This is a genomic window from Paenibacillus sp. FSL W8-0194 (genome assembly GCF_037969745.1).
Lineage (GTDB): Bacteria > Bacillota > Bacilli > Paenibacillales > Paenibacillaceae > Paenibacillus_AQ > Paenibacillus_AQ cookii.
On sequence record NZ_CP150205.1, the window covers coordinates 5,662,070 to 5,688,791 of the forward strand.

The window sequence follows — 26,722 nt, forward strand, 5'->3', positions numbered from 1 at the left end:
GCATTCATTATAGCAGCGATTAGAGATTTTCTCCAATAATAATTTTATTATGGGAGATTTTTTTCTATCAGCGACAAGCGCTGCCTTGGGCAAAAGAAAAAGCCCCGCCTCCCGGCAAAAGGGGGCATGGGCTTCATTTTCCGAAAAACGCCGCGATTAATCCTCGTCCACGGCAATTCCTTTATCCATCAGATAATCCATCTCGGCATCGAGTACGGCTTCGACGGTCATTTCATCCAATTTGACGTCTTTGCGGCTCATGACATAGTCGACCAAATCGTCGCTGTCGATTTCCACTTCGCCATGTTCATTCGCTTCGGCAGTGTTGATGTACGTCTTTTCATGTTTCAGGACAACCCTGATGCTCTCGGGCTCAGCGCCCGTCTCAGCCGCTATGTACTGCACAAGCTCCTGCTCGTTGATTGTGCCGCTCATGGCTTTTCATCTCCTTATTTCATGTCCTAGGGAACATTGTAACATAAAAAGCGTCCGTTTCCATTTTTTCATGCAGCATTTTTACAAAATTTACAAAACTTTAACAGGAATCCGGACCGGCCGGCTCACAAGATCCACTCGGCGGCGAACCCGGCCCACCCGCCAGCGATGCAGAGGAAAATGCATCAATCTTTAGTTTTCCCATCTCATCGCTTCTTTAAGCACCCTAAAGTTCATAAGATTGGCAGAGAGCTACTCCCATTGAGTGACATGTTATGGCGCGCAAACGCGAAAAGCGCCCACATCATCCGAAAAATCATGTAAAATGGGAACATCCAAGAGAAAAAGAATTTCGGCAAGAGGAAGGCAGGAGTAAACATCGTGTTCAAAAAAGCAATCGATACATACTGGAGTCCTTACCTGGTGATGGCGATCGCCGGCGTGCTGAGCGCGCTGTACTTCGGCATCACCGGCACCGTCTGGGCCGTGACCGGCGAATTTACCCGCTTGGGAGGGCATATCCTCGAATGGTTCGGTGTGGACGTTTCAGGCTGGGCCTATTTTAACTTAGTCCATATGGAAGGAACGACGTTCACCCGCACGGACGGCTGGATCGTCTGGGGCATGTTCATCGGCGCGCTGCTAATGGTGCTGCTCAGCAACAATTTCAAAATCCGGATGCCCCGTCAAAAGCGCCGCCTGCTGCAAGGGCTGATCGGCGGGTTCGTGGCCGGCTTCGGGGCGCGCATGGCGCTCGGCTGCAACCTCGCCGCGTTTTTTACCGGCGTGCCGCAGTTTTCGCTGCATGCCTGGTTGTTTATCGTGGCGACGGCCGTCGGCACCTTCGCGGGCGCCAAAATCGTCGGCACGTCGTGGTGGAAGGGCAAGCCGGTTCTGCAAAAGGGCAACACGGCGCACATCGTCAAGGAACGCAAAAAAATCCAGCCCTACATCGGCGGCCTCATCGGGCTGGCGTATGCCGGACTGATCGTCTATTTTTACGCGGACGGCAAAACGATGCTCGGCACCGCTGCCTTGTTCGGCGCGGGTTTTGGCATTTTGATTGAAAGAGGGCAAATTTGCTTCACTTCCGCATTCCGCGATTTGTGGATCAGCGGGCGCGCCACGATGACCAAAGCGATTACGCTGGGCATGGCGGTCAGCTCGGTCGTCACCTTGATCATCATCGTCGCCGGCGGGATGGACCCCGTCACCAAAATAGCGGCGCCAAGCACGCTGATCGGCGGTTTGTTGTTCGGCATCGGCATCGTCATGGCCGGCGGCTGCGAAACCGGGATGATGTACCGTTTGATGGAAGGGCAGGTCGTGTTCCTGCCGGTGTTTATCGGCAACATTGCCGGAGCCACCGCGCTGGCGTACGGATGGGATCATCTCGGCATTCAGAAGGCGCTGGTGTCGATGGGCAAACCGGTCAACCTCATCGAAGCCATGGGCCCCGCCTGGGCGCTCATCCTTACGCTTGTCCTGCTGGCGGCGGGCTTCGTCACGGCCGTCCTTTGGCAAAAAAATTACCGCTTCGGCGTCGGTTTCAAGAAAGGGGAAACGCATCATGTCCATTGATTATACGCTTGATCTTCGCGGGGAATCGTGTCCTTACCCGGTCATTTATACCCTGGAAACGCTGCAGGGAATGAAAAAAGGGGAGCTGCTGCAGGTCATTGCCGATTGTCCCGCGGCTTTCCGCAACGTGCCGGAGGAGGTCGTCAAACACGGCTACACGCTGGAACGGGAGCCGGTCAAAAACGGCCGCGAGCTGCTGTTTTATATCAGAGCCTAGACATAACGCCCCTGTAAAGCGGCGCCTGCGGCTTCATAGCCAATGCAGGATGTAAAAAAGGATTAGGTGCGACTCTCCCGCCCTAATCCTTTTCAATATCTAAATGTTCCGCTACCCAAGCCATAAACGGAACACGTCCCGGCACGTCCAAATCCTTCAAATGAATAAATACGTCGCGGTCGGCCTTCATCATGATTCGGATCCAATGATCGTAAATCTGTACCTTCTCCACGTCTTTAATCTCGAACGTCCGGGTTGCTTGAACATTCGCGATCGTGACCTTGCCGTCCTGAATGCGGATATAACGGGCATAAACGTGCAAGAACCGGAAAGACAGCAGTACGAGCGCCGCCATCAGAATCGCGTTCCAGACGCCCTCCATCCAGGTATAGTCCGAGGACCACTGCAGCAGGAGCCGAGTCAATGCCGCCAGCAGCAGCAGTCCAAACAGCGCAATGTTCATCTTGTTGCCTTTAAATTGTGCAGTCATCGTTTGAAACATCCCTATCCTATGATTTCTTTTCTGCCCGAATATGGGAACAGGTCTTCACTATAACCCTATTTGACGTGCCTGCACAAGTCGATCGTTAAAAAAAAGCCCCTTCGCCCGCATCCGGGAAAGGGGAGCAGAATCGTAGGTTTGCCCTCCGGCCAATGCAAAAAGCCCCTCCCGGATTTCCGGAAGAGGCCTTCGCGCGAGCTTATCGATTTTAACGGTACGCTTGCCGTTTTCTCCGCATCCCGCGAGCTCACGACGCGCAGCTTACCCTACTTTAACGAGCATTTTGCCGAGGTTCGCGCCCTCGAACAGCTTCAGGAAAGCGTCAATGACATGATCGAAACCTTCGATGACCGTTTCCTCATATTTCAGCTTGCCTTCGGACAGCCATTTGCCGAGCTCCACCATTCCTTCCTGCTGCCGGGAAGCATAGTCTCCAAGAACAAAACCTTTCATCAGCGAGCGGGTCTTGATGATTTTCGTTTGAATGCGAGGACCTACATCCGCGTCCGTGGTGTTGTAGGAGGAGATGGCGCCGCAAAGCGGAATCCGCGCATAGTCGTTCAGCAGGTTCATGACCGCGTCCGATACCGGGCCGCCGACGTTGTCGAAATAGACGTCCACGCCGTTCGGGCAGGCTTCTGCCAGCGCTTTGTCCAAATCCGCCGTCTTGTAGTTGACCGCAGCGTCAAAGCCAAGCTCGTTCACGAGATAAGCGCATTTTTCGTCCGTTCCGGCGATGCCGACGGCGCGCGCGCCTTTGATTTTCGCAATTTGGCCGACAAGCATGCCGACGGCGCCGGCGGCGCCGGAGACGACGACGGTTTCTCCCGCCTTCGGCTGGCCGATGTCGAGCAGTCCGAAGTAGGCGGTGAGCCCCGTTAGGCCAAGCACGCTCAAGTAAGCGGACAACGGCGCGATGGATTCGTCGACCTTGCGGACAAGCTTCGCGTCCACCACGTTGTACAGCTGCCAGCCCAGCATGCCGATCACTTTGTCTCCCGGCTTGAACTGATCGGATTTGGACTCGACGATTTCCCCGACGATGCCTCCGCTAATCACTTCATTCAGACGGTACGGCTCGACATAAGATTTGGCATCGCTCATCCGGCCGCGCATGTAGGGATCGACGGACAGGTAGATGGAACGGACCACGACTTGCCCCTCGGCTGGAGCCTGGACGGGCGCTTCGCGGAATTCGAAATTGTCCATGGAAGGCAAACCGACCGGACGGGATACAAAAACGATGGATTTATTCATTAGCTGACTCATGAAACAGAAACATCTCCTATGTTCTTATTTTGTGGTTCAAGGATGGTATAAGATCCTTCATTCAAAAGAAAACCTTCCGCAGATGGCGCGCAAAATTCCATGGCTTTGACAGTCTTAAGTCAGATAGTTTTAAAACTTTAAAACTATCTGCCGGAAATAAGGGTTTCCCGTCCATCATAAGGTGTCCAGGAAACCCGGCAAAAATTCGTTAAACGTATCCTCTTTGAGTTGGCTGAGCCGATTTTGGCCCGCACGGCTCACGTCGATCAAGTCGGCTTCGTATAAAATTTTGAGATGGTAAGACACGTTGGACTTGTCCATTCCCATCGCTTCCCCGATCGTCCCGCAGGTGTTGTTGCTGCGGTGGGCACGCAGGTAACGAATCATTTCAATCCGTTTTACTTCCGACAGCGCCTTGAAAATTTTGGCCCGCTTCTCGTCTTCTTTTGATAGTTTGATTGTCATACAACTATACTAGTACTCGCTTTGGAGGAAGTCAAACCGCCACGGCTTCCTTTTTATGGGTGACTGGAAATAGAATGATCGGCAAGCGCCGCCGCTAAATTTTTCATCGATTAGGAATCGGCGCTTGCGACCCGCTTTATTTCCGCTCCATCAAATATTGAACGATCTTCTGCTCCTCCGGGCCCTGGCCCGTGAACTGAGCCTGGTAGCATACGCCCTCGTCCAGCCAGAAATAGCTCACCAGATCGGTTTCGTTCGGGCTGCTTAACGGACCGTCAACTTTGTATTTGTCCGACCGTAGAACTTCCCTGCCGCCAACGAGGATCGGCTGCAGTTTAACCTGGTGACGTTCGCCGTCGATTCGCTCGAAGGAGACCGTATTGCCTTTTTTCATATCCTCGTACATCTGCCCGTTCAGCATTTGCGTGAATTTGACCCTCTTAATGCCCGAAGTCTTTTTCTCTTTATCCGTTTTGTCCCGGTCCTTCGGGTTGTAGGTCACTGCAAGCAGCTTCCGCATGGAATCCGCTTGGTTTTCCGGATAGTTGAAGTTTACTTTTGTTGAAACATACGATCCGGTTGCGATGAAACCTCCGGGCAGCCGGCGCGGAAAAACGGCGTTGTAACCGATCAGTTTTTGCGCCCGCCGGATATCTTCGGTATCAAACAGATAGTTGATGGTTTTCCCGTGATAGTCATTGTTTTCATACAGATGGTTCAGCTCCGCATCCGGGGATTTCATTGACGAAATCATCGTCTCTAAATCGCTGCTCGGCAGCCGGTCTAAGCACCGCATCTGATACGTGACGCCTTGATCCTTCCAGACGTAGTAATACTGCTCCGGCTGCCCTTTCCACCCGGTCATGCGGAGGGTTATTTTGAGCCCGTTTACGCCCGGGAGCGCGATCGGCTCTTTTTCGACGACGAGACCGGCCTTTTCATCGTAGCTGCCTTTTTCGGATTCGGCGATCCTTTCATAGGCTTCCTGCAAACCGGAGCTGCGCGTCATGTTCAAAATAATTTGTCCAAAAGTCGTCGTCTCGGTGGCTTTTAAGAAATCAAACCGGATTTCGGAGCCGACCGACGATGCGAGAGGTTTTAAATCAAACGTCACGGCGTCAAAATGATAGCCTTCCGGCAGCTTCGCGGGCACCTTAAACGGGAACGGCGCCATACGCGCCGCTTTCTCCAGGTTATCATATTCGCGAAAGTCTTCCGGAAACAGCACCTCATTCCCGCCCCTTTCGGCATGAACCCACTCGGCACCGTCCGCTTCCGTTACCTTTCCGTTGGTCAGCGTTAAGGTGCCGATCAGCAGCATAAGCAGGATCGCCAGCATGGAAAATTTATAAGAACCCTTTTTAAAAGATTGAATCATCCGAATCCTCCTCACAATGTCCTTTTCGCCGGTCAAGCCCTTAAAATACAGCAGCTGAGGCTGGCTTCCCCGTGAAGAGTAACGTTTCAAAAAACTGATGATCGTCATGCCGTAGGCCACGGCCTCCGTTTCGCCCAGCGCCTCGAGGACGCAGGCATCGCATGCCAGCTCGCGGTCGGCCTTCATTCTGCGCATGATCAGCCACGCAAACGGGTTCATCCAATGAACGGCAAGGACCAGGCTGCCCAGCATGTTCCAGGCCGTATCTTTTCTTTTGTAATGGGCCAGCTCATGCGCGATGACATGCTTCAGGCGGGCGGCATCTTCCGGTTCATGACCGAACCCTTCGGGCAGGTAAACGGCAGGACGCCGGATTCCCGTGATGTAGGGACTGCGAACCGACCCTCCCGAATAAACGGAAACTTCCCGCTTGATCGAAAATAAACGGCGGCATTCCTCCACTACGTTCAGGATGTCAGGGTCGGCGACGCGAAGGAAATGTCTATGCCGCCCCTTCATACGCAGCAAATACATCAAATGATAGGATAAAAATGCTGCAACGCCAGCCAGCCAAACGACGGACAATGCGCGCACCGCGGGATGCGATTCGGTTCCTGCGGCCGCCGCTCTCTTTGGAGAGTCTTGCGGCACGAAGGTTTGCGGGATGTTCCCGTCACGTGCTTTCGTTGTATAATGTGGTTGGATCAATGTATTTTGTGTGCTGTTTTCGGCTTCGGGAGCAGGTTCGTCCTGCCAAAACCAAAGCCCGGAAACAGCCTTTTTTATGTCTGCGGCTTCGGGCATCATGTTGAACAAACTGACCGGGCTTTCCGGAACTGCCGGCAGCATCAGCCTGGCCAGCACGATCAGCCATAACGCATACCTTAGACGGGCGCCAATACGCCTGCGCAGGACATGCTGGACCGCCACGACCAGCACGGCGGCGAAACTTGCCGTCAACGTGGATAGGGCGAACCATCCGAAGAGGCTTTCGGCTACACTCATTTGGAATGACCTCATTTAATTTCAAATTTCACGGTTTTGGCCGTGATGCGTCCTGCGAATCCTTCCCCTGCTTTTCCGTCAAAATCCGCTGCAAACGCTCGATCTCCTGATCGGACAGCGGGGTCTCCTCCAAAAAATTGGTCATCATCAGCCCGGCCGCCCCGTTAAACACGCGGTTAAGAAAAGACCGGCTTTCCGCCCTCACGCATTCCTTTTCCGAAATGAGCGGGGAATACAGGTAGCTTCGCCCCGACTTTTCATAGCCGAGCGCTTTCTTTTTCACCAGCCTATTGATAAAGGTCCGCACGGTCTGATCGCTCCATCCCATGCCTTCCGGCAGCTTGTGCGCGATTTGCTCGGCGGTCAGCGGGCTCTCCTTCCAGACGATTTTCATGATTTCCCATTCCGACTCCGAAATTTTCGGCATTGCTTCCATCCTCTTCACCTCCTTTCCGATAAGGTTTAACTATTACAAATGTAAATATAACGGATATCCCAAACTATTACAATTGTAAATTTTAAAAAAGCAAAATAAAAAGCGTGCCAGGAAAGTCTGCAAGACTTCCTGCACGCCATAACATCAACGCGATTCTTTGACAGCCACAAAAATGTCCACGACGGTATCCTCCGGGTTAAAATCGCGCACATCATACCGTTCGAAATCGCCGGAATACGTCCGCTCCAGCTCCGCGTTTTGAAAAAACGCCGCCCAGATCTCCTGCCAAAGCTCGATCACCACCCGCTGTATCGGCCCCCGCTTCGACGTAAACTTGATGTATGCCGCTTCCGGGACCGTCGCGGAACTTTTTCCCCATCCGCTTACGGCCCGTTCCGTCTCATGGCCAAGCAGCAGCGTGTACTCCCCGTTTACGTCGCTTTCGTAGTCGGTATATAAGGCGTAAAGAACAGACGGATTTTGAAGTCCCGGCTTCTGCTGAAGCCCGCTGGCGAAATATCGCTCCCATAAGGACGGTATTTGCGCTTCCGGACCGCTTTCCCGCAGGTTGGACGTCCGAACGGCGACACCTGTCAGCGCCATGGCAGGCATATGCGTCATTGTTTCATGCATCGTGTGGTTACATCTCCTTTGGATCAGATGCACCCATTGTACCCGACCGAAGTGGACAACAGGGTGTCCGCGTTCCGATACAGCCGCAAAATATGTTCCGCCCGCCGAACCACTTCTTCGGCCGCCTGCGCCGGTTCCTCAATGACGACATGGCCGCCATAGCTGAGGATCATGCCATAAAACCATTCATCCAGCGGAAAATCCCCCTGCACGCGCAGGCTTCCGTCCTCCAGGACATGGACCTGATGATGGTCGAAGGCATCTCCAACCCGGTGCCTCACCGCAGCGGAAAAACGAAGGGTGACGCCGACCGCGGCAGCTTCGGACCAATCGGGCTTCCAATCAAACCGCTCCTGCGGCGGCAGCTCCCGCGGTTCGAACCGTTCATCCAGTACTTCGATGCCCTGAATGCGCGACAGGCGGAAGGACCGGAAATCCCGGCGAAGCAGGCAATAGGCTTGTACGTACCACACGTTCCCTTTTAAAATCAGCCGTCCCGGCTCCACCACCCGTCCGCTGTCCGTGCCGTTCATGTTGATGTACTGCAGCCGGACCCGCCTGGATTGCTCCATCGCCTGCCGCAGCAGGCCCAGTTTGCCTCGGGCATCCTTTCCTTGGCCCCAAGGGTTCAAATCGAACAAAAGCTTTTCGGAATAAGCCGCGCCCTGCCCGGAACCGGACCTGCGAAGCAGCGCCCCTACCTTTTCCAGCAGCCCGTCCAGCGCGCGGTCGTCGAGGGCAACCTTGACGCCTTTGACGGCTGCAAAAATGGAGGCGATCTCGTCGACGGTCAGGTGCTGTCTCGAGATCGTATAATGCTCCATCAGCTCGAATCCGCCGCTCGCCCCCGGATAGGCCGCGACCGGGATGCCCGCCCGGCTTAACGTATCCATGTCCCTATATATGGTTTTGGTCGACACTTCAAACCGATCGGCCAGTTCTTTGGCGCTGATCCTCCCCCGATTGAGCAGCAGGACGGTCATGGCTAATACGCGGTCTATTTTCATGCGTTTTTGCTCCCTCCTAGGTCGTCCCTGCTTCCGGGCCTCCGAAAAAAACCGATAATCTACGCCGCATCGGCACTTCATTTTCCGCAAACTGGCGGTGCCTGTGCCCGTTGGCCCCGGAAGGATGCGGGAATCCCCATAAAACCTGCTCCTCCCTGATCCTCCCCTGTTCCGCGAACCGCCGAAGAACCCGTTCCACGGCCCTGCCCAGCGGGATCATCAGCGCTTCACGCAATTCCTCCAGCTCTTCGCCTACGGATAAAGCCTGCTGCCGGAGCAGCGGCGAAGACCATATGTCGGGGCGGGCCCCCGTATAATTGCGCTTCTCCGCAAACACCGGATAACGCAGCAAAGAGATCGTATGCAGCAAATGCCGGGACTCCCCAAAAAGCGCGCTGCTGGACGAAATCTGCAAATATTCCGGCAGCCCCAGACGATCCAGCATGTCTTGGAGGTGGCTGCGCATCGAACCTGCAAACCCGGCTGCCTGTTTGGCCCGGCGGCAAACCTCTTCGTCCGGCAGACCTTCGGCGAGGGCCGTCCGCGCCGCTTGAAACGCTGTCTTCATTTGCGTCCAGCCGGGCGTAATCCCGATGATGACGATTCGCGCGGAACGGTTCAGGTATTCGTTATGGGGTGCGTAAAACATTTCGAGCCGCCCCTCCGTCGCCATGAGAAAAACATCCGTCAACAGATCCTCTTTCCCCAGGCTCCGTCCGGATGGCAACGATCCTATCGCCTGCTTATAATGCCGAAAAAACGGTGCGAACTTCAAGCCGTCAGCCTCCTGCGTTCTCTGCCCTAGTGACTATGAAGCCCCCGTTGAGGCTTCTAGGCATAAGACGTTCCTATCCTCAGCTTACCCCAAAAACCGAACCTTCGCACGGGCGTTTCGAGGAATGACAGGCTGAAGTCAATCGGCTTCCATGTTGAAAAGGGGTTTGCCTGCGGAGCTTTCCTTTTCAAGCATCAGCAAGAAACCCGATTCGGACGCATCCGAATCGGGCCATTTCCCGTACATGGCGGTTTAAAATCAAAATCATTGGATATACACGGACTATCGTTTTGAACCATCCTCCGGCTTCGTCCCAGCCCCGTACCGGACCTGGTTATAACGTCTGACCACCTGCTCCACCTCATGGGGGGCGAGATTGGTATATTCAGTTTTGGCGGAGATCAGTTCCGCGTTTTCGGACGGGGTAAGGCTTGAGCGGAAAGCATACCCCTGCTTGACGGCACGGCGGATCAGGCTCGCGTAAGCCCGGCGCGGGTCCCCGCTCCCGGCCCCGGCTGCATCGTCGTTACGCCTTCTCCACCGCCTTCCGGGCCGCTTCTGCACGGGTTCGATTTTCTCCACCTCGTCAACGTAATCCCCTTCATCCAGCGTCGTCCGCCGGATCTCGCGCATCAGCCGCAGCCGCTGCGCCAGCCGGGCCAACCAGGCGCGAAGGCTTTCCGGAAGCCAGCGCCGCAGCAGGCGGTATAACAGGAACAACAGGACGAGCGCCACGGCTGCTGCCAGCAGGTAAAACAGGAGCTGGCTTGCGACCTGTACCCAATGCGGCGTGGGGGACGCTGGAGGAAGCCCAAGATCGGGCTGCTGGGGTTGAGCCGGCGGTTCCTGCACCGCTTGCGGCTTCTCCCCGCCGCCCAAGCCGCGCAGCCACTCGGCCAGCCAACGCCTGGCATAGGCCAGCCCCTCGCCGAGACCGTTCCACAAGCTTAGCAGCGCGATAACGGCGATGGTCAGCCACGTCATCCGGCGGTTTCTGGCCACAATCCGGCGGAGGAGCTGACGGTCCGTCTCCTGCGCGTTGGAGGCATCGCGGACGCGGTCTCCGTTCCAGCGCAGCAGAACGGCAAACAACGTAAACAGGCTCATGAAATAAAGCGAGATGCGGTACGGCTCAAGGGCGCCCACCCTGGAGGAAAAGCCGTACACGATCAAAGCGGCCCCAAGCCCGGCCAACGGAAGCTTCAGATCGATTTCCCGCCACAGTTCCTTGCGGCCGACGACGAGTCCGCGAAACACGGCGATGAACGAAACGAGCGCCGCCAGAACGCCCGCCCGAAGGCCGGTTGCCGCCAGCGGAATCAAGGCGGCGGCGATCAGGGCCGCGGCAGGCAGCAGCGCTTTTCCTCCCCGGGCCTGCCGGATGCCCGTCAGCGTCCCCGCAGCATGCAGCAGCCAAATGAGCGGCAGCAGCCAGCCGGGAACGAGATCCATCGCAAACGCCATGTAAAGCAGCAAAAACGGATAACAGGCCGCCGTCTCGAGGAGCGAGTTCCCGATCACGGACAGCACGCGCCGCATGGCCGTGCCTTTCTTTTGCTTCATCATGCCCCCGCCTCCTTGGTCCCATCGTATACATCGGCGATCGATACGCGATGGCCCCGCTGCTCCAACTTCCGAACGGCGTCCCGGATCGCGGGGGAGACATGGGGCGTTACAAGGAAGTAGTCGATCGCATCCGTCCTCTCCGCTTCGGCTTCAAGCCGGAGAAGCTCATGAAACGGCATTTGGACTTTCATCTCGACGGCGGCCATCGCCTCCAGCACGGCCTCCAGGTGCGCTTGGCCGTAATCCGGCATCAGCTCCGACCGGCTGGCGTCGGCATGGGGCGAAAGACAGGCATTGCTCGCAAACCCGGCAGCCATCCCCTGGCGGATGAGCGCCGCGGCGCAAGTCGCAGCATAGGACAGTGCATCTTCGATGACCTCAGGTTTGGTCACCACGTTCCACATCTGCTCCGACACCTCGATATTGAGCAGAATCATCGCCTTCGGATCGGCCGAGTAGCCATGCTGATGTACCTGGAGTTCCCCGCTTCTCGCGCTGGCTTTCCAGTGGATGCGATTCATCGCGTCTCCCGGCGCGTAACTTCGGACTCCCGTATACAGAAACGGATCCTCGACGATCCAGCGGCGGACGGCCAGCTCGCCCTGCCAGGTTTTCCAGGAAGACGGCAGCTCTTCGTCCCTGCGCAGCGACGGGTAAACCACCAGCCGTTTGTTCAGGTTCACTTTCAGGGACGGCGTATACATCGCAAACAAATCGCTGCCGGTCATCGTTGCCGTATCCATGCGGAAGATGCCCCGTCCACGGCACTGAATCTGGTGCGTCCGGGTAATCCGCGTTCGGGCGGGCAGCGAGAAAAAGCTCGTATGGTTTTGGTAAATCTCGCCTTCGCTGACCCACGTTTCCTTGCTGCGCTTGAATCCGAGCGATGCGGGCAACATCGCTTCCAGCCGCAGCCAAGGGATCGGCACGCGGCGTTTGTTTTCGATGACCTCCACCATCTCGATCCAGTCCCCTGCGTAACATGTCCGGGTACTGAAATGGCGGTCGTAGTTCAGTTTGCCGAGCGCATATTTCCCGAGAACAAGTCCCTGCAGCACCATGACGGCGCCGCAGGCAAGGAACAGCCATAACACCGCCATCTACTTCACGCCGCTTTCGAGTTCTTTTTCGCTTGGAACCGGAATCCCGTTCAAAATCCCCGCGAGGATGCGCTCCGCATGGCTTCCGGCTTCATGCCGCTTTCTCAGCACCAGCCGGTGCGACCATACCGGCAGCAAAAGCTGCTTAATGTCGTCCGGCAGCACGTAGTCCCTTCCCTGCAGCGCCGCATAAGCCTGGGCGGCGCGAAGCAGCGCCTGCGTCCCGCGCGGGCTGATGCCGAGCGCCGTTTCGTCATGGCTCCGGGTCGCTTCGGCCAAAGCGACGATATAACCGAGCAAATCGTCGGCCACCCGGACCTGTCCGCACAGCCGCTGCGCTTCAAGCACCTCTTCGGCCGTTGCCGTCCGCGCAGGTTCCCCCGGCTTCAGGCTGCCCGCGGCGGCCGCCGTTCTTTTTAAAATTTCGACGCCCTCCGCCGACGATGGATATCCTAGCTTCATCCGGATCAAAAAGCGGTCCATCTGGGCTTCGGGAAGCGGAAACGTCCCTTGGTTGTCCACCGGGTTTTGCGTCGCAAGCACCATAAACGGGCTTTCCAGCGGCATCGTTCGCCCTTCGATGCTGATCTGCCGCTCCTCCATGCATTCCAGCAGGCTGGACTGCGTCCGGGGCGTGGCGCGGTTGATCTCGTCGGCCAGCACGATGCGGGCAAACAGCGGCCCGGGCCGGAAGTGGAATTCCCCGTCCTTTTGGTTGAAATAATGAATCCCCGTCAAATCCGAAGGGAGCAAATCCGGCGTGAACTGAATCCGCTGAAAGCTGAGGCTAAGCGACGCCGCCAGGCTTTTGGCCAGCAGCGTTTTGCCCGTCCCCGGGACGTCCTCCAGCAGCACATGCCCCGACGCCAGCAGCGCCGTCAGCAGCAGATCGACCTCGCGTTCCTTGCCGACGATCACGTTAGCGATATTTTGCTTCAATTTTTGCCCGAGCTGATGAACGATCTCCATATCAATCCCCGTCCTTCCTCCTTGCCTCCATTTTGATGCCTTCGATTCCAATCGAAGCCGGCGCCAAATATATAAAAGCGCTTGCAACATGGAGGGAGTGTATGTTGAAATTGGAACTGCCCTGTATTCCGGTTTCCTTTCTCAACCATTTTAACAAATAATTCGGGCAAATGGAGACTATAAAACGTTCCCGGCCGAATTCGCGGCGGAGCCCAACATTGACTCCTGCGCCATGCCATCGGTAATATGGGCTTAAGAGGTGATATGACTTGGACACGATGCTGATTCTTGGCGGGATCATGCTGTTTCTTGCGGTAGCGCTTGGCGCTTTCGGAGCGCATGCCCTGAAGGAACGGTTGAACGAAAGCCAGCAGAAAACATACCAGACGGGGGTGCAATACCATTTGGCCCACGGGCTTGGCCTTGTGCTGATCGGTCTTTATGCGGGCATGGCGGAGCAATCTTCCCTGGCCGTGCTGGCGGGTTGGTTTATTTTTGCGGGGATCGTTTTGTTCTCCGGCAGCCTGTACGCGCTTAGCCTCACCGGCATCCGGAAGCTCGGCGCCATCACGCCGCTGGGCGGCGTGGCTTTTTTGGCCGGATGGGTGTTGTTTATCGTTGCGGCGGCGCAAGGGTGAAAAAAAAGCTTTAACGCATGGCCGTTTTTGACCGAAAAAAGAGCGCATCCCGGAAGTAAGGGATTGCGCTCTTTTGATTGGTCCGACAAGATTACTCGTTTGCTGCCCGGTTTGCCTTTGCCCCGCGCGCGCGGTCGCTCTGGATTTGCTTGCTGCGCAGCTGGCCGCAGGCCGCATCGATGTCCGTGCCATGCTCAAGCCGCACGCTGACGCTGATATTGTTTTTTTTCAGCGTATCGTAGAAGGCGGTAATCGTCTCCTTGGAACTCCGCTGATACTGGCTGTGCTCGTCGACCGGATTATACGGGATCAGGTTCACGTTCGCCAGGTTCCGGCGGCTGCCTACCAGCTCCGCCAGCTCCTGCGCATGCTCCGGCTGGTCGTTGACGTCCTTCAGCAGGATATATTCCAGCGTGATTCGGCGGTTCGTTTTCTCCAGGTAATAATCGATCGCCTCCATCAGCGGCTCGATCGGATACGCCCGGTTGATCTTCATGATTCGCGTGCGGATGTCGTTGTTCGGCGCGTGCAGGGAAATCGCCAGATTCGTTCCGAGATCGCTGTCGGCAAATTCGCGGATCTTCGGCACCAGGCCGCTTGTCGACACCGTAATGTGCCGCGGACCGATCGCCAGACCTTTAGGGTCGCGGATGACCCGGATGAAATTCGACATATGCTCGAAATTGTCAAACGGCTCACCGATGCCCATCACGACGATATGGCTGACCCGCTCGTTATTTTGCCGGCCGTCCAGGAAAAGCTGGACCTTCATCACCTGTTCCACGATTTCGCCGCTGGTCAGGTCCCGGCTTTTGCTCAGCAGGCCGCTCGCGCAAAAGCTGCATCCGATATTGCAGCCCACCTGCGTCGTCACGCATACGGACAGGCCGAATTTATGGCGCATCAGAACGGTTTCGATCAGGTTGCCGTCCTGCAGGCGGAACAGAAACTTAATGGTGCCGTCGGCGGATTCCTGGCGGGTATGCTCCTCCAACGTTTGAATCGCAAAATGCTCCTCCAGCAGCGTCCGGCATTCCGGCTTCAGCTCCGGCATCCTGGAAAATGCCGTCACGCGTTTGCGGTACAGTCCTTCCCAAACAAGCTGGGCGCGTGATTTTTTATGTCCATGCTCAGCCAGCCAAGCGGCCAGCTGGTCCACAGTGAGTCCATAAATGGATGGTTTGCTCATTGGTTTACGTTCCTCTTTTCCAAAAGCGTAAAATTCTCGTCCCTCTCTACTTTACCAGATTGGAACGAAAATCTGTCATTATTGTCCCAAAATTTCATTAGCAAAACAAGGGGAGACAGGCAGGATTTGCGGCAACCCTTGCGTTTGTCCACCCTTGCCCGTTTTTCCCGGCGCGTACAACCGTCCCTGCAACGGGTGTCTTGCTTGCCTATATGCCAAAAAGGGGACTCCCGCGGATGGGGCTTATGAAAAAGAAAACCTGACGCTGTCAGCCAGCGGCAGGTTCATAGATTCCGGATGGATCGTCAAATTGCCAAAAACCGTTCGAGCCGTTCCTTTTGCCGCAAGTGATGCCGGAAATGCATTTCTACCAGCATGAACCACTCGGCCGCATGTAAAGCGCCGAAACCGGGGTGGACCAGCTTGTTTTGCAGCGGGGCCTGATGCACCAAAGGCTCGGCGTCTCTCATGCCGTCAAGGACCGAACGCAAGCCGTCGATCATTTGCTCCTTGCTCGCGGGTTGCGGCGGCGTATACGCCGGGGATGGCGGGACTTGGATCCGGATGTTCGGAAACTCCCCGTTTAAGAAGGCAATCTTCCCCCGTTCCGTCTTCTCTCCGGCCGTGGCGACGCCCTCAGCGGATTCGGCGCATGCCCGGACGTTCCTTAAATGCAGATGCAGGGATGCCTGAATCAAATGCATGTACATTTGCCCAAGCGACCATTCCTCTTCGCCGGGCTTGCGGTGCAATTCCTCCAGGCTGAAGCGTTCCAGCTCCCCGATGTAATGCCCGGTGATGTTCTCCAGGCTGCGGATCGTTTCTTTTGTATTCATCGCAATCACTCCTTGGTTATTGGTTCTGGAATAACCATAACAAAACGCTACTGACACCGTTATGTCAGTAGCGTTTCAGGAGTTTTTCGGCTTCTTTCCGAATTCGCTCGCGAAGGGCTTCCGGCTCGAGTACGGTCATGGCCGACCCCCAGCCCATGATCCAATGCAGAACCTCCTCGATGCGACGGACGCGCATCCGGATATGAAGTCCGTCCGGATGTTCCTCCAAAGCGTCGATATAGTAGTTGTCCGACTCTCTGATTCGGCCTTCGATCGTACGGTCGGCCGACAGGAGAATCACAAGCTCGCGGTCATCGGCCGGCCTGTATTTCTCCAGGTCGAATCCGCCCGGAAGCTCATAGCCACACGCCAACACGCAAAGTTCGGACATGCGGGATACCCGGAAATGGCGAATATCCCCGCGCAGCTCGCAGGCCGCGACCAGCAGCCAGGCTCCCCGGTCATAGATCAGGCCATAAGGAGCCGCGGTGCGTTCGCTCACCCGGCTCCCCTCCGTCCCCGGACCGGCTTTGACGTAGCGGAAGCGGATTTTCTTCCGCTCCAGGAGCGCCCGGCGCACCAGCTCCAAGTTTTCCCGCTCCATCCTGCCGGCGTCCGCCTCCGGGGTCTGCAGCAGGCGCATGGTAGCCCGGATCCGGCCGGCTTCGGCGCGTACGGCTTCGGGGAGAACGGCTTCGATTTTGGCGTTGGCGGATACGGCATGAACGCCGTAATTCGGCTCCAGCTTCTTTTGCACGAACTCGCCGCCCAGCAGCAGGGCGACCGCCTCAGCGGCCGTCAAGCTGACGGGAGGCAAAAAATATCCCTCCATCAGGGAGTAGCCTTGCCCGGGAGCGCCCACAACCGGCACGTTCGCCTCGCTGAGCGCTTGCATATCGCGGTAGATCGTGCGGACGCTTGTTTCGAACCGCTCGGCCAGCTCTTCGGCCCGAACGATTTTTCGGCTTTGCAGCTCCAGCACGATCGCCAGCAGCCGGTCTGTTCTGTTCATAGGGACGTCGGCTCCTTGCTCATCAATTTCGGCTTATTTTTCCGGTTCGGTCCGCCAGTGCGCGAAGGCCTTCAAGCGCCCCTTCCCAGTGGCTTTTCATCGTTTCCCTGGCATGCATGTCCTCCAGCTTTTCCTGATGAAAACTGACGGTCGCCTTCCCCTGCGCGGCAGGCAGCACGCGGATTTGCAGCGTGGACGGATGATTCCAACCGGGACGCTGCCATCTCATCCGCAGCTGCTCCGGCGGCTTGACCACCCCGAGCTCTCCCGTAACTCCCTCTGCCGCGGCAAAGGTTTCTCCCGGTTTCAGGTCCAGCCCGTCCGCCTTGCCGATCCACAGCTTCATTCCCTCGGGGGAGACCAAAAGCGACCAAGCCTCCTGCACCGACAAGGGCAAGGTTCTTCGTACTCCGATTTGAAAACCCGCGGCGGCCGTCAAACCGACCGGTTTGGCCTGCTGCCCGTTCCCTGATTCTTGCTCCGTTCCGGACTTAACCATGGTGCGTCGCCTCCAATCTTTGAATGGGCCCTGCGTTCATAAAAAAATCAGGGCGATGAAGCCCTGACAAATCATTCGACGCCGATTCCTTAAACTCCTTGAGGCCGTTGCTATTCGGCCATATTCGTTCACAGCAGAAATATCGCTAATATCGTCGTCGCAAGCAGTCCGATCAGCACCGGCTTCAGATTGCGGCGGGCGAGCTCGAACGGGCTGACCCCGCAAATGGCCGCCGCCGGGATCAACGCCCACGGGATCAGCGTGCCGCCTCCGACCCAAATCGCCGCTACTTGGCCCAATGCCGTCAGCGTTGCCGCACCCGTATGCGTCGCCGCCGCAAACAGCTGGGCGATGGAGCCTGCAAGCGAGATGCCGGAGAAGCCCGAGCCGTCCAGGCCGGTGATCGCGCCCGTAATCGTCAGCGTCACGGCTCCGACCGCCCCGTTGAGGGGAACCAAGCCGGCCAGGGCTACGCCGAGGTCGTTGACGATGCCATGCGAGGCCTGGGGCAAAACCTTCCCGAACAAGTCGGTGAACGCCGAATCGCCCAAGTAAAAAAAGGCGGCGATCGGAATGACCGGGCCGAACACCTTAAAACCGAAGACGAAGCCGTCGATCAAATAGGAGGTGATTTTCTCAAGCCCCCGGTTTTTATGGGCAATAAGCGATATCACGATCAGAATGAGCACCGCCGTGCCTCCGACGAGCGCCGTCGCATCGCCGCCTTGGAGCTTAAGCACGAACATGGCCGCGACGTCGGCCAGGAAAAGGAGCAAAATCGCCACGGCCAGCATGTTTTTGGTTCCGGCAGGCAGCTTCAAGCCTTGTTCATCCTCTTCGCCGCTGGCGGCGAGGGTGTTCCCCGCGCTTTTGACGGTCACCAATCCGTCCCTCCACGTTCCTTTTTTCAGGTCCTTTCGCATCATCCAAAATGCGGTTACGGTCGTAACGACCCCCATGCAGATCACAAGCGGCACGCTGGCTTCCATGACGCTCGCCACCGGAATTCCGGCCGCGTCGGCCGTGAGCTTCGGCGCTCCCTGGATAATATAGTCGCCGGACAACGCGATGCCGTGGCCGAACAAATTCATCGCCATCGCCGCGCCCAAGGCGGGCAAGCCGACCCGAAGCGCAACCGGAAGCAGCACCGCGCCGATCAGCGCGACGGCCGGCGAAGGCCAGAAAAAAAAGGACGTCGCCATCATGATGATCCCGATGCCCCAGTAGGCCAATGCCGGCGTCCGCAGGAACCTCGTGAGCGGCGCCACCATCGCCTCATTGATGCCGGTTCGGATCAGCACGCGGCTCATCGCGACGATAATGGAGATGATCATGATCGTCCCCATCAGCTCTTTAGTCGCATAAATAAACGAATTGAACACCCCGGATACGGAGCCGCTGATCGTGCCCGTCGCCAGCATGCCGAGCGCAAAAATGCCCGCGACGCAAATCATCGTCGTATCCCGCCGCCGGATAAGCAGCGCCATAATAAACACGATAAACGCCAGATACACGTAATGAATTGCCGTTAAATGAATGACCATGTCAGGGTCACTCCCTTCCCCTGCTGCAAAGTGTGCTATATGTTATGCAGGGGCCTGGGCATGGGTTCATGGCCTGGCTTTTTGGGCGTCCAAGCAAGCTCGGGCAAAATCAGGGTACTGCTACAAGCAACATTCTATATTACAAATGGAGGGATATATCGCCCATCAATATCCGTAAAACCATACTCCAGCGCAAGGTCGCCTACCTGCAGCACCTGCCCGTGTTTATCGTGCCTGTTAGGGTCTGCCGCTAATGCGGATACGGCCCGCCCGACATAATAGGTCGACTCGGTACGGCTGAGGGCCTCCACCTCTTGCCAATGATCTTCGTCGGTGCCGAAATTTTTCAGCACAAGCTCTGTTCTCATCCAACCGGGAGAAACCGCCGCCATCGTAATGCCGGTATTTTTCAGGTCGTGAGAGAGGCCGAACACGGTTCGATGGATTGCATTTTTGGCAAGATCGTAATAAAAGGTCGACAAATATTTGTCCTGATCCCGAAAGGTGGTATGCACGATGATGCCCCTGCCGGTTTCCAGCATCAGCGGAATGGCGTAGTGATTGGTCGCTATTTGGGCACGCACGCCGCTCTGAAATACCGCATCCCACATCTTTAACGGGTATTCCCAAAAAGCCTGCGGCTTTAGATTTGCTTCGAAATCATGCAGTCCCCAAACGTTGTTTACCAAAATATCAAGCCGCCCCTGCTCTTGGCGGATTCTTTCGATCAGAGCTTTTGTATCCTCGTCCCGCGTATGATCGCACCGGCATGGCACCGCCTGGCCTCCTAAACGGAGTATTTCTTCGGCGGTTTCGTCGATGCTTCCGGGAAAACCGTTGGTCGACTCGCCGCGCAAGCTCCTTCCGGAAACGTAAACAACCGCTCCGGCCTTCCCAAGCTCTATCGCGATTCCCCGTCCCGCTCCGCGGCTCCCTCCGGTAACGAGAGCAATCTTCCCATCAAGCGGTCTTTCCATCGTATCAGCTCCTTCATTGTCATTGTTTATACTGATCATACAGGGGAACTACGTCACCAAATGTCATAAATGCAAAAAAAATATGCCGTCACGGAAGGCGCGGCTATCCGCACCGTCTGTAACGGCAATAGGGTTAAGTCAACCGATACGTCGCAAAGGGCTTGCCGTACCGGAAGGGCTCGCTGATCTCGTTCAGCCGGCTCAAAGCCTCCGCGTCCGGATTCAGCTCCAAGCTCTTCAGGTTTTCGTCCAGCTGCTCGGGACGGGTCGCCCCGACGATGACGGTCGAAACGGCAGGCTGTTCCATCAGCCAGGCGAGCGATAGCGTGCTGGGCGTGCAGCCGTGTTCTCCGGCAATCCGGCTCACTTGCTCGGAAAGCGTCAACGTCTGATCGTTGATAAACCGGCCAAAGCTCGGGTCCGTTTGCGCCCGCGATTTCAGCGGTGCCCGGTCGGCGAAGCTGTATTTGCCGGTCAGAATGCCCCCGGCCAGCGGGAAATACGGAATGATGCCTACGCCTTGATCCAGACAGAGGGGGATCATCTCCTGCTCCGGCGTACGATCGGCGAGCGAATAGCTGGTTTGAAGGGATACATAACGGGTGAGCCCTTTCATCTCGCTGATCCCAAGCGCCTTCATGAGCTCCCAGGCTGCATAATTGGAAGCGCCGATATAACGCACCTTGCCGGCACGCACCATATCGTCCAGCGCCCGAAGCGTCTCTTCAAGCGGCGTGTGCGGGTCAAACGTATGGATCTGGTACAAATCCACGTAATCCGTCTGCAGCCGTTTCAGGCTGCCATCGAGCTCACGCATCAGGTGATACCGCGAGGAGCCCCGCTCGTTAGGACCTTCGCCGCGAACCAGGCCTGCTTTCGTCGCCAGCACCACTTCATGCCTTCTTCCCGCCAGAGCCTCCCCGATGATCCGTTCCGACTCCGTACCAGCGTAAATGTTGGCCGTGTCGATAAAGTTGATGCCCCGATCGAGGGCATGATGGAGAATCCGGGTCGAAGTCTCCTGGTCCGCGCGTTTGCCGAACGCGTTGGTCCCGAGACCAAGCAAAGATACTTCGACCCCGCTGTTTCCAAGACGGCGAAATTTCATGAACATCCGCTCCTTTGCGCAACTTTTTTGTAACGTTTGGGCTAAATCCCGACGCATAAAATAACTAACACGATTGTTCCGCCGAACCGATCATGCCTGAAAAGACGATAAAACGTCAAAGCATATGCCGTTTCAAATCCCGCCGGCGGGGTAGCGGCACCTTCTTCACCAAGCATACCTCAATCGGCATCAGAGCTCCAAGCGTAAACCGATAACCCGCGGACAGAACCGGCGGAAACACCCCGTTCGAAAATAACGCGCCTTTAAGCAACCCTTTTGTTGTTAGGAAACAATACGTTCTCCGCCCGGATTTGTCAATGATGCTCTTCAACAGGCAAAAGGAGACCCGGCTGCCTTGAGTTCGGGCCGCGCCGGGTCTTATCCTATCACTCTTCGTTTATGCCGACTGCTGGGCAGACAGGTTCCGATCCGATGTTTTACGGCTCCGTGAAGCCTTGTTCGCCACCAGCGTAACCGCGAACGCGAGCAGCAGCGCAGCCGCCATGGAGATCGTAAACCCAACCGCGTTGTTGGACAAGAGCGGCCCCATGAACGACGGGACGTAGGCCGTGCCGCGGACTTGAAACACGCCGACCAAACCGCCGCCGACACCGGCCGCCGCTATCGCTCCCCCGAAGACCCACTTATTCGAAAACATGAACGGATAGGCTGCCTCCACAAAGGTGCCGAAGCCCATGTTAATCAGGAAACCCGGGGCAGCCACCGCCGCTTCGCCTTTGTCTCTCGGCGCCACCAGATTGGCCAACGTAATGCCTGCCGATACCATGACCAGCCCGACCATATCGATGGCCCCGAGGAAGCTGTTGCCCGTCTTCTCCATTTCAAGGAGTACGATCGGCAAAATCGCGGCGTGGTACACTCCGCCGAGAATCGCCGGCCAGATCAGCAGGCCGCCGATCACGCCCGCCACGATCGGGTTGAAGGAAATCGCCAGATTGATCAGGTACTTGATGAATTCTCCGGCCTGCAGCGCAAACGGAGCCACCAAATAATACATGATGAGCCCGGAAACCAGACCGGCGAACCCTCCGGCCACGATATTGACCGTGGTCATCGGAAAACGCCACTGCACGCATTTGACAAACAGGAACTGCACCAGCAGTCCCGCCCCGATTCCGCCGAGAATCCCCCCGATAATCCCGCCGTTCATGGACAGCGTTCCGGCGATGACGCCGGCTACGATGGACACTTCGTCCATATCGGATATTTGCTTCGCCGCGATTACCGCCAGCACGACCGGCAAAGCCTTCAGCATAATGTCAAACACGGCGCTTAAACCTTGAAGGGCCGGAATTTGGCTGAGCGCCAACACGATCGCCATAGCGATAAACCCGGGAAGGGATGACTGCATGATCCCTTTCAGATTGATCCTCCGCCAGGGGTTGCCCGCAGGCTGCTTGTAGCCGTCGGTGCTTCCAAGCACAGGGACGTATTTCATCCCCCAATGCTTGCATAACGACGTTATAAACGACACCGCTCGCGTGCGGTTGGTCGTGCCCGTCGTACCCGAAGCGGCGATGACCTTCGCGCCTTTCGAGCCGATCAGCGCCATGGAGGTCCCGCCCGTGCCGACGACGGGGATGGACTTCTCCGCCGCTGCCCGGATCGCCTGGCCGTTGGCGCCTTCGGGATCGGCGCTCATGACGATCAAGCCGTCGATTTGTCCGGACCCGATCAGCGCAGCCATATCGGCGTCCAACTCAAAGGCGGCCTCGTTGACTTCCTTTAACGTGCCTTCCATGCGTTTTGCCAATCGGCATTCTTCCGTATTCCAACCATATAAAACGGCCGCCGTCGTTTCTTTGGCCGTATCCATCGATTCCGAGGCAGCGATAAATTGCACTGCTCCCAATTCCATGCCGGCGCTGCTGCATTGGGCCGCAATTTCCCCGACCAGCTTGTCCGGGTTTTTGCCCCCTAAATTATATAAATTGCCGCCGCTGCTGCCGATGACCGCTATTCGTTTCATGATGTGCTCCTCTATTCGCCATTCATTCGCTTTATTATGGTACCGTATTACCATATTATAAGAGTAAAATGTAATAGCGACAACCTTTATTCCGATAAAATGTCCGGTCAACCGGGAAGCGGCAGAACACCTATCATTGTTAACATTTTTGATGAACAAAAAAAGAGAGGGGCGCATCCCCCTCCACGATAATTTACCACCAGAACCGGTTCGGCTCCATCCGCCACGGGTGCGGCATCTCCGGGCCTGAAGGCCGCTGCTCCTGTCCATAACCCGGCTGCAGTCCCGGATAGGAGCGCGCATCATCCCCCTCATAAAACGAACCCTGCGAAACGCCGGGAACGTTCTCCCGATTCCGGGATTCGACGGGCGGGCCCAGGACGACGGATTGCCGGATCGGCGCCACCGCCTGCGCGAACTCCTCCGGATTGACGCCGTAAGCCAGTCCCATGATCTCTTTGGGCGTAAACCGGAGAAAATCCGCCGCGTATACGATATCCGAATTCGGACGGTCAAAGATCGCCATGATAAAGGTATCGTCCGTCAACGAAACGATCCAGTGGAACCATCCCTTCGGAAATTGGGCAACCTTTCCCGGCCCGAGCCGGTATGTCATTAACCGCTGCGTATTGGGGTTAAAGACCGAAGTCGTCACTTCGCCGGCAATTACCACGACCATTTCGCTCGAGTTCGTATGCCAGTGCGGCGTAATCATCACGCCCCGGCTCATGCGGATATTAAAAAACCCGATATCGGCCGCAGGCAGCTGCGGGGAAAAAAGCTGGGTAATGTAATTCCGCGAATCCCGGCGATAAGTCACCACCTCGTTCGAATCCGCGCTTAAGTTCAAGGATGGGGATGTTAAGTCAACCGCCACTTCCGAAGCCTCCCTCCACAGGATCATGTCATCAATCCTTGGGTCAATGTCTACCCTAATGTATGCGCCGGTTCCTCCTCATGCTCCTAACGCTTTGCTAGGCATAGTCTAAAAAAATCGCTTCTTGTCGGCCGCCGGAATCCGCTATAATAAAACTCATAGCATGGGATGGATATCTTTAACAATGGTGGAGGGTTCTATGAAGCAGCAAAACGCAGCATCGTTATCGGACATCATCACGGAAGGAATCGACAAGACGCTCGCCAAGGAAATGCCAAACGCCGGCCCGGAAGAGCTGGAACAACGGCGGCAGCAGATGAGCAAAGCAGAACTTATGGACGCATATCTTCTATCGTTCGATCAGGACTTGACGGGGCAGGTCATTCATGAGGTCGTGCTGCGGGTTTTTGGTTTGGATCTGGATCATGCCTTGGTGCTCCCGGAAGCCGAACGCGAAATCCGCGCCGCAGCCGAACGCAGGCTAGGGGAAATGCAAGCTGGCAGCAACCCGATCCCTCCCCGCGACGTCATCGATTTGCAGCTGGCCGAATGCGGCAGGCGGCTGGCAGGCCCTGAAGTTCGCCGCCTGCTGAACCAGCTGTTCGGCGTGAATCTTGACGCCATATCGGCTTTGGACAAAGCAAGAATATCGCTGTTCTCCAAAGGCCAATGGATCGTGCGGCAAGATCGGGATTTGTTCGTCGTGTATACGGGCGAAGGGGACATCGACGTCAGCGTGTATCCCACAGCATATTTCCGGGAGCGGACAGGACAGGACGAACTGCCGGAGGACCTGGGACAGGCTTTGGCCGATCTGGGTTACAGCCCTGTTGCGGAGGGGCAGAGATATTATTATGTCAATCCGGACGGGCAAGCCGTTCCGGATGCCTTTAAAGGCCAAACGATGGGTGCGATTATGGCCTCCATCCGGAATGCATACAGCCATCTATAACTTGCGCTTTCCTCATCGGCGTTCACTCAGCCGTCTTCCCGGCTGCGTTCCACGCTTTTGCCGCGCCAAAAAAAGGGCCCTGATCGAAGATCAGAGCCCTTTTTATCATACGGGTCATTATTTACCGAAAGAGGACAAAAATTTCACGCGGTCGCCCATCGGAGGGGTGTTGTTGTCCACCAATGCGATTTCGAGAAGCGCAGGTCCGCCGGCATTCAGCAGTCCGCTGAGCGCTTCCTTGTTCAGGTCACCCATCTCCTGGACGCGGTAGCTTGGAATGCCCATGGCTTCCGCCATTGCCGCAATGCTGATTTCCTTCTGCCCAAAGGACGCATGCGACCGTTTGTACTGCAGCTCATGCCCGTGATATACCATGCCCAGCCGCGCATTGTTCATGATGACGAACAGGATCGGCAAATTGTATTCCTTGGCCGTCAGAATCTCCATGCCGTGCATGAAGAAGCAGCCGTCTCCCGTGATGCATACCACCGGACGGTCCGGATCGGCGAATTTCGATCCGATGGCGGAGCCGATGCCGCTGCCCATCGCCCCGAAATGGACGTTAATGTCGAACGTGTTGTAATCCAGAACGTTCATGTAATGGATCACGTAGGACATGAACTCCCCGATATCGACGGTATAGCGCGTATCCGCCGGGAGATGCTTCTGCAGGTTTTTCAGCACGTTTTGCGTGTTGTATTCCTCTGTCGCGACGTAACTTTGCGGTTTTTCCAACGCTTTTGCGCCTTCTTTAGGCAGTCCGAGCGCTTTCAGCTCCTCGAGCAGGAACATCAGGCTCAGGTTGATGTCGCCCAGGACCGGGATGTCGATTTCGTATTTACGGCCGAATACGGTCTTGTCAAAATCCATCTGCACGCAGAACCGATTTTTGGTCAGATTCATATTCCAGTTGTTTGTTGCAGTTTCGCCCAAGCTGGAGCCGAGAATCAGCAGGGCTTGTCCATCGCCATCATTGATGAGCGCCGAAGTCCCTTCATGGCCCGCGAAACCGAATACCCCGGACAGAAGCGGATGCTCTTCGGGAATGAATCCCTTCGCCTGCGGCGTGGTCACGATCGGCCAGTTGAGAAGCTCCGCAAGCTCAAGCACCTGATCCACCGAACTGCGTACGCCTTGCCCGATGAAAATATATCCGCTCTCGCGTTTCGCCAGCTCCTCCGCAACCTTCTTGATCGTATCCAGTTCCGGCACGATCGGCGTTCTTTTCGGCGGCTCGGGAATCGTAACCTGCACTTCGCCCTGCTGCACGTCGATCGGCATCGCTACATGGACCGGCCCGGGCACGCCGGATATCGCGATTTCAACCGCTTTTGCCACCTCGGCCAGCAGATCCTTGGATTCGCGCACCGTCACGCTGTATTTGGTGACCGACCGGTATACCGGCTCGGCGTCCAATTCCTGCGACGCGTTCAACCCCACCGTATTGACCGGAACCGCACCCGTCAAAAACAATACCGGCAGATGCTCGCGCATCGCGTTGGCCGCGCCAGTGACAAGATTGGTTCCCCCCGGCCCGCTGCAGCCGATGGCTACGCTAAGCTGGCCCGAATATTTGGCATAGGCCGCCGCCATATAGGAGGCAGCCCCTTCATGTTTGGTAACGACGGGCGTAATTTCGGGCATCTCAACCAGCTGGTCGAACAGGACGTTGACGGAACCGGCGGGAATGCCGAAAATATGCCTTACGCCTAATCCTTTCAAATACTCCAATACTGCGCGTGCTGCTTTCATAAAAAAACCT

General features: G+C 56.5%; 26 protein-coding genes. 4 read left to right on the forward strand and 22 right to left on the reverse strand.

Annotated elements, in window-relative coordinates; genetic code table 11:
- Positions 1 to 156 precede the first annotated feature (156 nt).
- On the reverse strand, positions 157 to 435 hold the full coding sequence (locus tag MKY58_RS26145; protein ID WP_036706178.1) for a hypothetical protein: 279 nt from the start codon (positions 433 to 435) through the stop codon (positions 157 to 159).
- Between the two features lie 381 nt (positions 436 to 816).
- Between MKY58_RS26145 and yedE the strand changes: the two genes are divergently transcribed.
- The gene (yedE, locus tag MKY58_RS26150; protein WP_339322667.1) at positions 817 to 2,016 is read left to right on the forward strand and encodes a selenium metabolism membrane protein YedE/FdhT; all 1,200 of its coding nucleotides are present in this window, start codon (positions 817 to 819) and stop codon (positions 2,014 to 2,016) included.
- A complete protein-coding gene (yedF, locus tag MKY58_RS26155) occupies positions 2,006 to 2,233 on the forward strand; it encodes a sulfurtransferase-like selenium metabolism protein YedF (protein ID WP_036706176.1) in 228 nt (75 codons plus the stop codon). Before yedE ends, yedF begins: the two co-directional genes overlap by 11 nt.
- 82 nt (positions 2,234 to 2,315) lie before the next feature.
- Here the strand turns inward: yedF and MKY58_RS26160 are convergent, their stop codons facing one another.
- The 11 genes from MKY58_RS26160 to MKY58_RS26210 form a co-directional block, all read right to left on the reverse strand.
- Positions 2,316 to 2,723 carry a hypothetical protein gene (locus MKY58_RS26160; protein ID WP_339322668.1) on the reverse strand — a complete coding sequence of 136 codons (408 nt, stop codon included), beginning with the start codon at positions 2,721 to 2,723 and terminating at the stop codon, positions 2,316 to 2,318.
- 273 nt (positions 2,724 to 2,996) lie between these two features.
- Positions 2,997 to 4,004 (reverse strand): NADP-dependent oxidoreductase, encoded by a 1,008-nt coding sequence (locus tag MKY58_RS26165; RefSeq protein WP_339322669.1) that lies wholly within the window; start codon positions 4,002 to 4,004, stop codon positions 2,997 to 2,999.
- 174 nt (positions 4,005 to 4,178) lie between these two features.
- Complete coding sequence (locus tag MKY58_RS26170; protein WP_036706172.1) at positions 4,179 to 4,469, reverse strand: metalloregulator ArsR/SmtB family transcription factor; 291 nt, start codon at positions 4,467 to 4,469, stop codon at positions 4,179 to 4,181.
- 136 nt (positions 4,470 to 4,605) lie between these two features.
- The gene (locus tag MKY58_RS26175; RefSeq protein WP_339322670.1) at positions 4,606 to 6,852 is read right to left on the reverse strand and encodes a M56 family metallopeptidase; all 2,247 of its coding nucleotides are present in this window, start codon (positions 6,850 to 6,852) and stop codon (positions 4,606 to 4,608) included.
- A gap of 28 nt (positions 6,853 to 6,880) precedes the next feature.
- A complete protein-coding gene (locus tag MKY58_RS26180) occupies positions 6,881 to 7,288 on the reverse strand; it encodes a BlaI/MecI/CopY family transcriptional regulator (protein ID WP_339322671.1) in 408 nt (135 codons plus the stop codon).
- A gap of 144 nt (positions 7,289 to 7,432) precedes the next feature.
- Positions 7,433 to 7,921: an effector binding domain-containing protein gene (locus tag MKY58_RS26185; protein ID WP_339322672.1), complete on the reverse strand. Its 489-nt coding sequence runs from the start codon at positions 7,919 to 7,921 to the stop codon at positions 7,433 to 7,435.
- Between the two features lie 23 nt (positions 7,922 to 7,944).
- Positions 7,945 to 8,928, reverse strand: a complete 984-nt coding sequence (locus MKY58_RS26190) for a YafY family protein (protein WP_339322673.1) — start codon at positions 8,926 to 8,928, stop codon at positions 7,945 to 7,947.
- Positions 8,929 to 8,944: 16 nt separating this feature from the next.
- Positions 8,945 to 9,703, reverse strand: coding sequence for a hypothetical protein (locus MKY58_RS26195; RefSeq protein WP_339322674.1), 759 nt, complete (start codon positions 9,701 to 9,703; stop codon positions 8,945 to 8,947).
- A gap of 282 nt (positions 9,704 to 9,985) precedes the next feature.
- Complete coding sequence (locus MKY58_RS26200; RefSeq protein WP_339322675.1) at positions 9,986 to 11,269, reverse strand: hypothetical protein; 1,284 nt, start codon at positions 11,267 to 11,269, stop codon at positions 9,986 to 9,988.
- Positions 11,266 to 12,369, reverse strand: coding sequence for a DUF58 domain-containing protein (locus MKY58_RS26205; protein WP_339322676.1), 1,104 nt, complete (start codon positions 12,367 to 12,369; stop codon positions 11,266 to 11,268). The genes MKY58_RS26200 and MKY58_RS26205 overlap by 4 nt, the downstream gene beginning before the upstream one ends.
- Positions 12,370 to 13,338 (reverse strand): MoxR family ATPase, encoded by a 969-nt coding sequence (locus MKY58_RS26210; RefSeq protein WP_339322677.1) that lies wholly within the window; start codon positions 13,336 to 13,338, stop codon positions 12,370 to 12,372. It lies immediately after the preceding gene.
- 269 nt (positions 13,339 to 13,607) lie between these two features.
- Between MKY58_RS26210 and MKY58_RS26215 the strand changes: the two genes are divergently transcribed.
- Entirely contained in the window at positions 13,608 to 13,976 is a 369-nt protein-coding gene (locus tag MKY58_RS26215; RefSeq protein ID WP_036706160.1) for a DUF423 domain-containing protein, read from the forward strand.
- A gap of 91 nt (positions 13,977 to 14,067) precedes the next feature.
- Here MKY58_RS26215 and rlmN read toward each other — a convergent pair whose 3' ends face one another.
- The 9 genes from rlmN to MKY58_RS26260 form a co-directional block, all read right to left on the reverse strand.
- A complete protein-coding gene (gene rlmN / locus MKY58_RS26220; RefSeq protein ID WP_339322678.1) occupies positions 14,068 to 15,165 on the reverse strand; it encodes a 23S rRNA (adenine(2503)-C(2))-methyltransferase RlmN in 1,098 nt (365 codons plus the stop codon).
- A 305-nt stretch (positions 15,166 to 15,470) separates the two neighbouring features.
- On the reverse strand, positions 15,471 to 16,001 hold the full coding sequence (locus tag MKY58_RS26225; RefSeq protein WP_339322679.1) for a DinB family protein: 531 nt from the start codon (positions 15,999 to 16,001) through the stop codon (positions 15,471 to 15,473).
- A gap of 64 nt (positions 16,002 to 16,065) precedes the next feature.
- On the reverse strand, positions 16,066 to 17,013 hold the full coding sequence (locus MKY58_RS26230; protein ID WP_339322680.1) for a YafY family protein: 948 nt from the start codon (positions 17,011 to 17,013) through the stop codon (positions 16,066 to 16,068).
- Between the two features lie 22 nt (positions 17,014 to 17,035).
- Positions 17,036 to 17,512, reverse strand: coding sequence for an SRPBCC domain-containing protein (locus MKY58_RS26235; RefSeq protein WP_339322681.1), 477 nt, complete (start codon positions 17,510 to 17,512; stop codon positions 17,036 to 17,038).
- A gap of 128 nt (positions 17,513 to 17,640) precedes the next feature.
- On the reverse strand, positions 17,641 to 19,056 hold the full coding sequence (locus MKY58_RS26240) for a hypothetical protein (protein WP_339322682.1): 1,416 nt from the start codon (positions 19,054 to 19,056) through the stop codon (positions 17,641 to 17,643).
- A 134-nt stretch (positions 19,057 to 19,190) separates the two neighbouring features.
- The gene (locus MKY58_RS26245) at positions 19,191 to 20,033 is read right to left on the reverse strand and encodes an SDR family NAD(P)-dependent oxidoreductase (protein WP_339322683.1); all 843 of its coding nucleotides are present in this window, start codon (positions 20,031 to 20,033) and stop codon (positions 19,191 to 19,193) included.
- 133 nt (positions 20,034 to 20,166) lie between these two features.
- A complete protein-coding gene (locus MKY58_RS26250; RefSeq protein WP_339322684.1) occupies positions 20,167 to 21,141 on the reverse strand; it encodes an aldo/keto reductase in 975 nt (324 codons plus the stop codon).
- Between the two features lie 397 nt (positions 21,142 to 21,538).
- Positions 21,539 to 23,131, reverse strand: a complete 1,593-nt coding sequence (locus tag MKY58_RS26255) for a PTS sugar transporter (RefSeq protein ID WP_339322685.1) — start codon at positions 23,129 to 23,131, stop codon at positions 21,539 to 21,541.
- Between the two features lie 193 nt (positions 23,132 to 23,324).
- Positions 23,325 to 24,008 (reverse strand): cupin domain-containing protein, encoded by a 684-nt coding sequence (locus tag MKY58_RS26260; protein WP_339322686.1) that lies wholly within the window; start codon positions 24,006 to 24,008, stop codon positions 23,325 to 23,327.
- A 199-nt stretch (positions 24,009 to 24,207) separates the two neighbouring features.
- On the opposite strand from MKY58_RS26260, the gene MKY58_RS26265 reads away from it, so the two are divergent.
- Positions 24,208 to 24,960 carry a hypothetical protein gene (locus tag MKY58_RS26265; protein ID WP_339322687.1) on the forward strand — a complete coding sequence of 251 codons (753 nt, stop codon included), beginning with the start codon at positions 24,208 to 24,210 and terminating at the stop codon, positions 24,958 to 24,960.
- A gap of 117 nt (positions 24,961 to 25,077) precedes the next feature.
- Here MKY58_RS26265 and MKY58_RS26270 read toward each other — a convergent pair whose 3' ends face one another.
- Positions 25,078 to 26,712: a thiamine pyrophosphate-binding protein gene (locus MKY58_RS26270; RefSeq protein WP_339322688.1), complete on the reverse strand. Its 1,635-nt coding sequence runs from the start codon at positions 26,710 to 26,712 to the stop codon at positions 25,078 to 25,080.
- Positions 26,713 to 26,722: the final 10 nt, after the last annotated feature.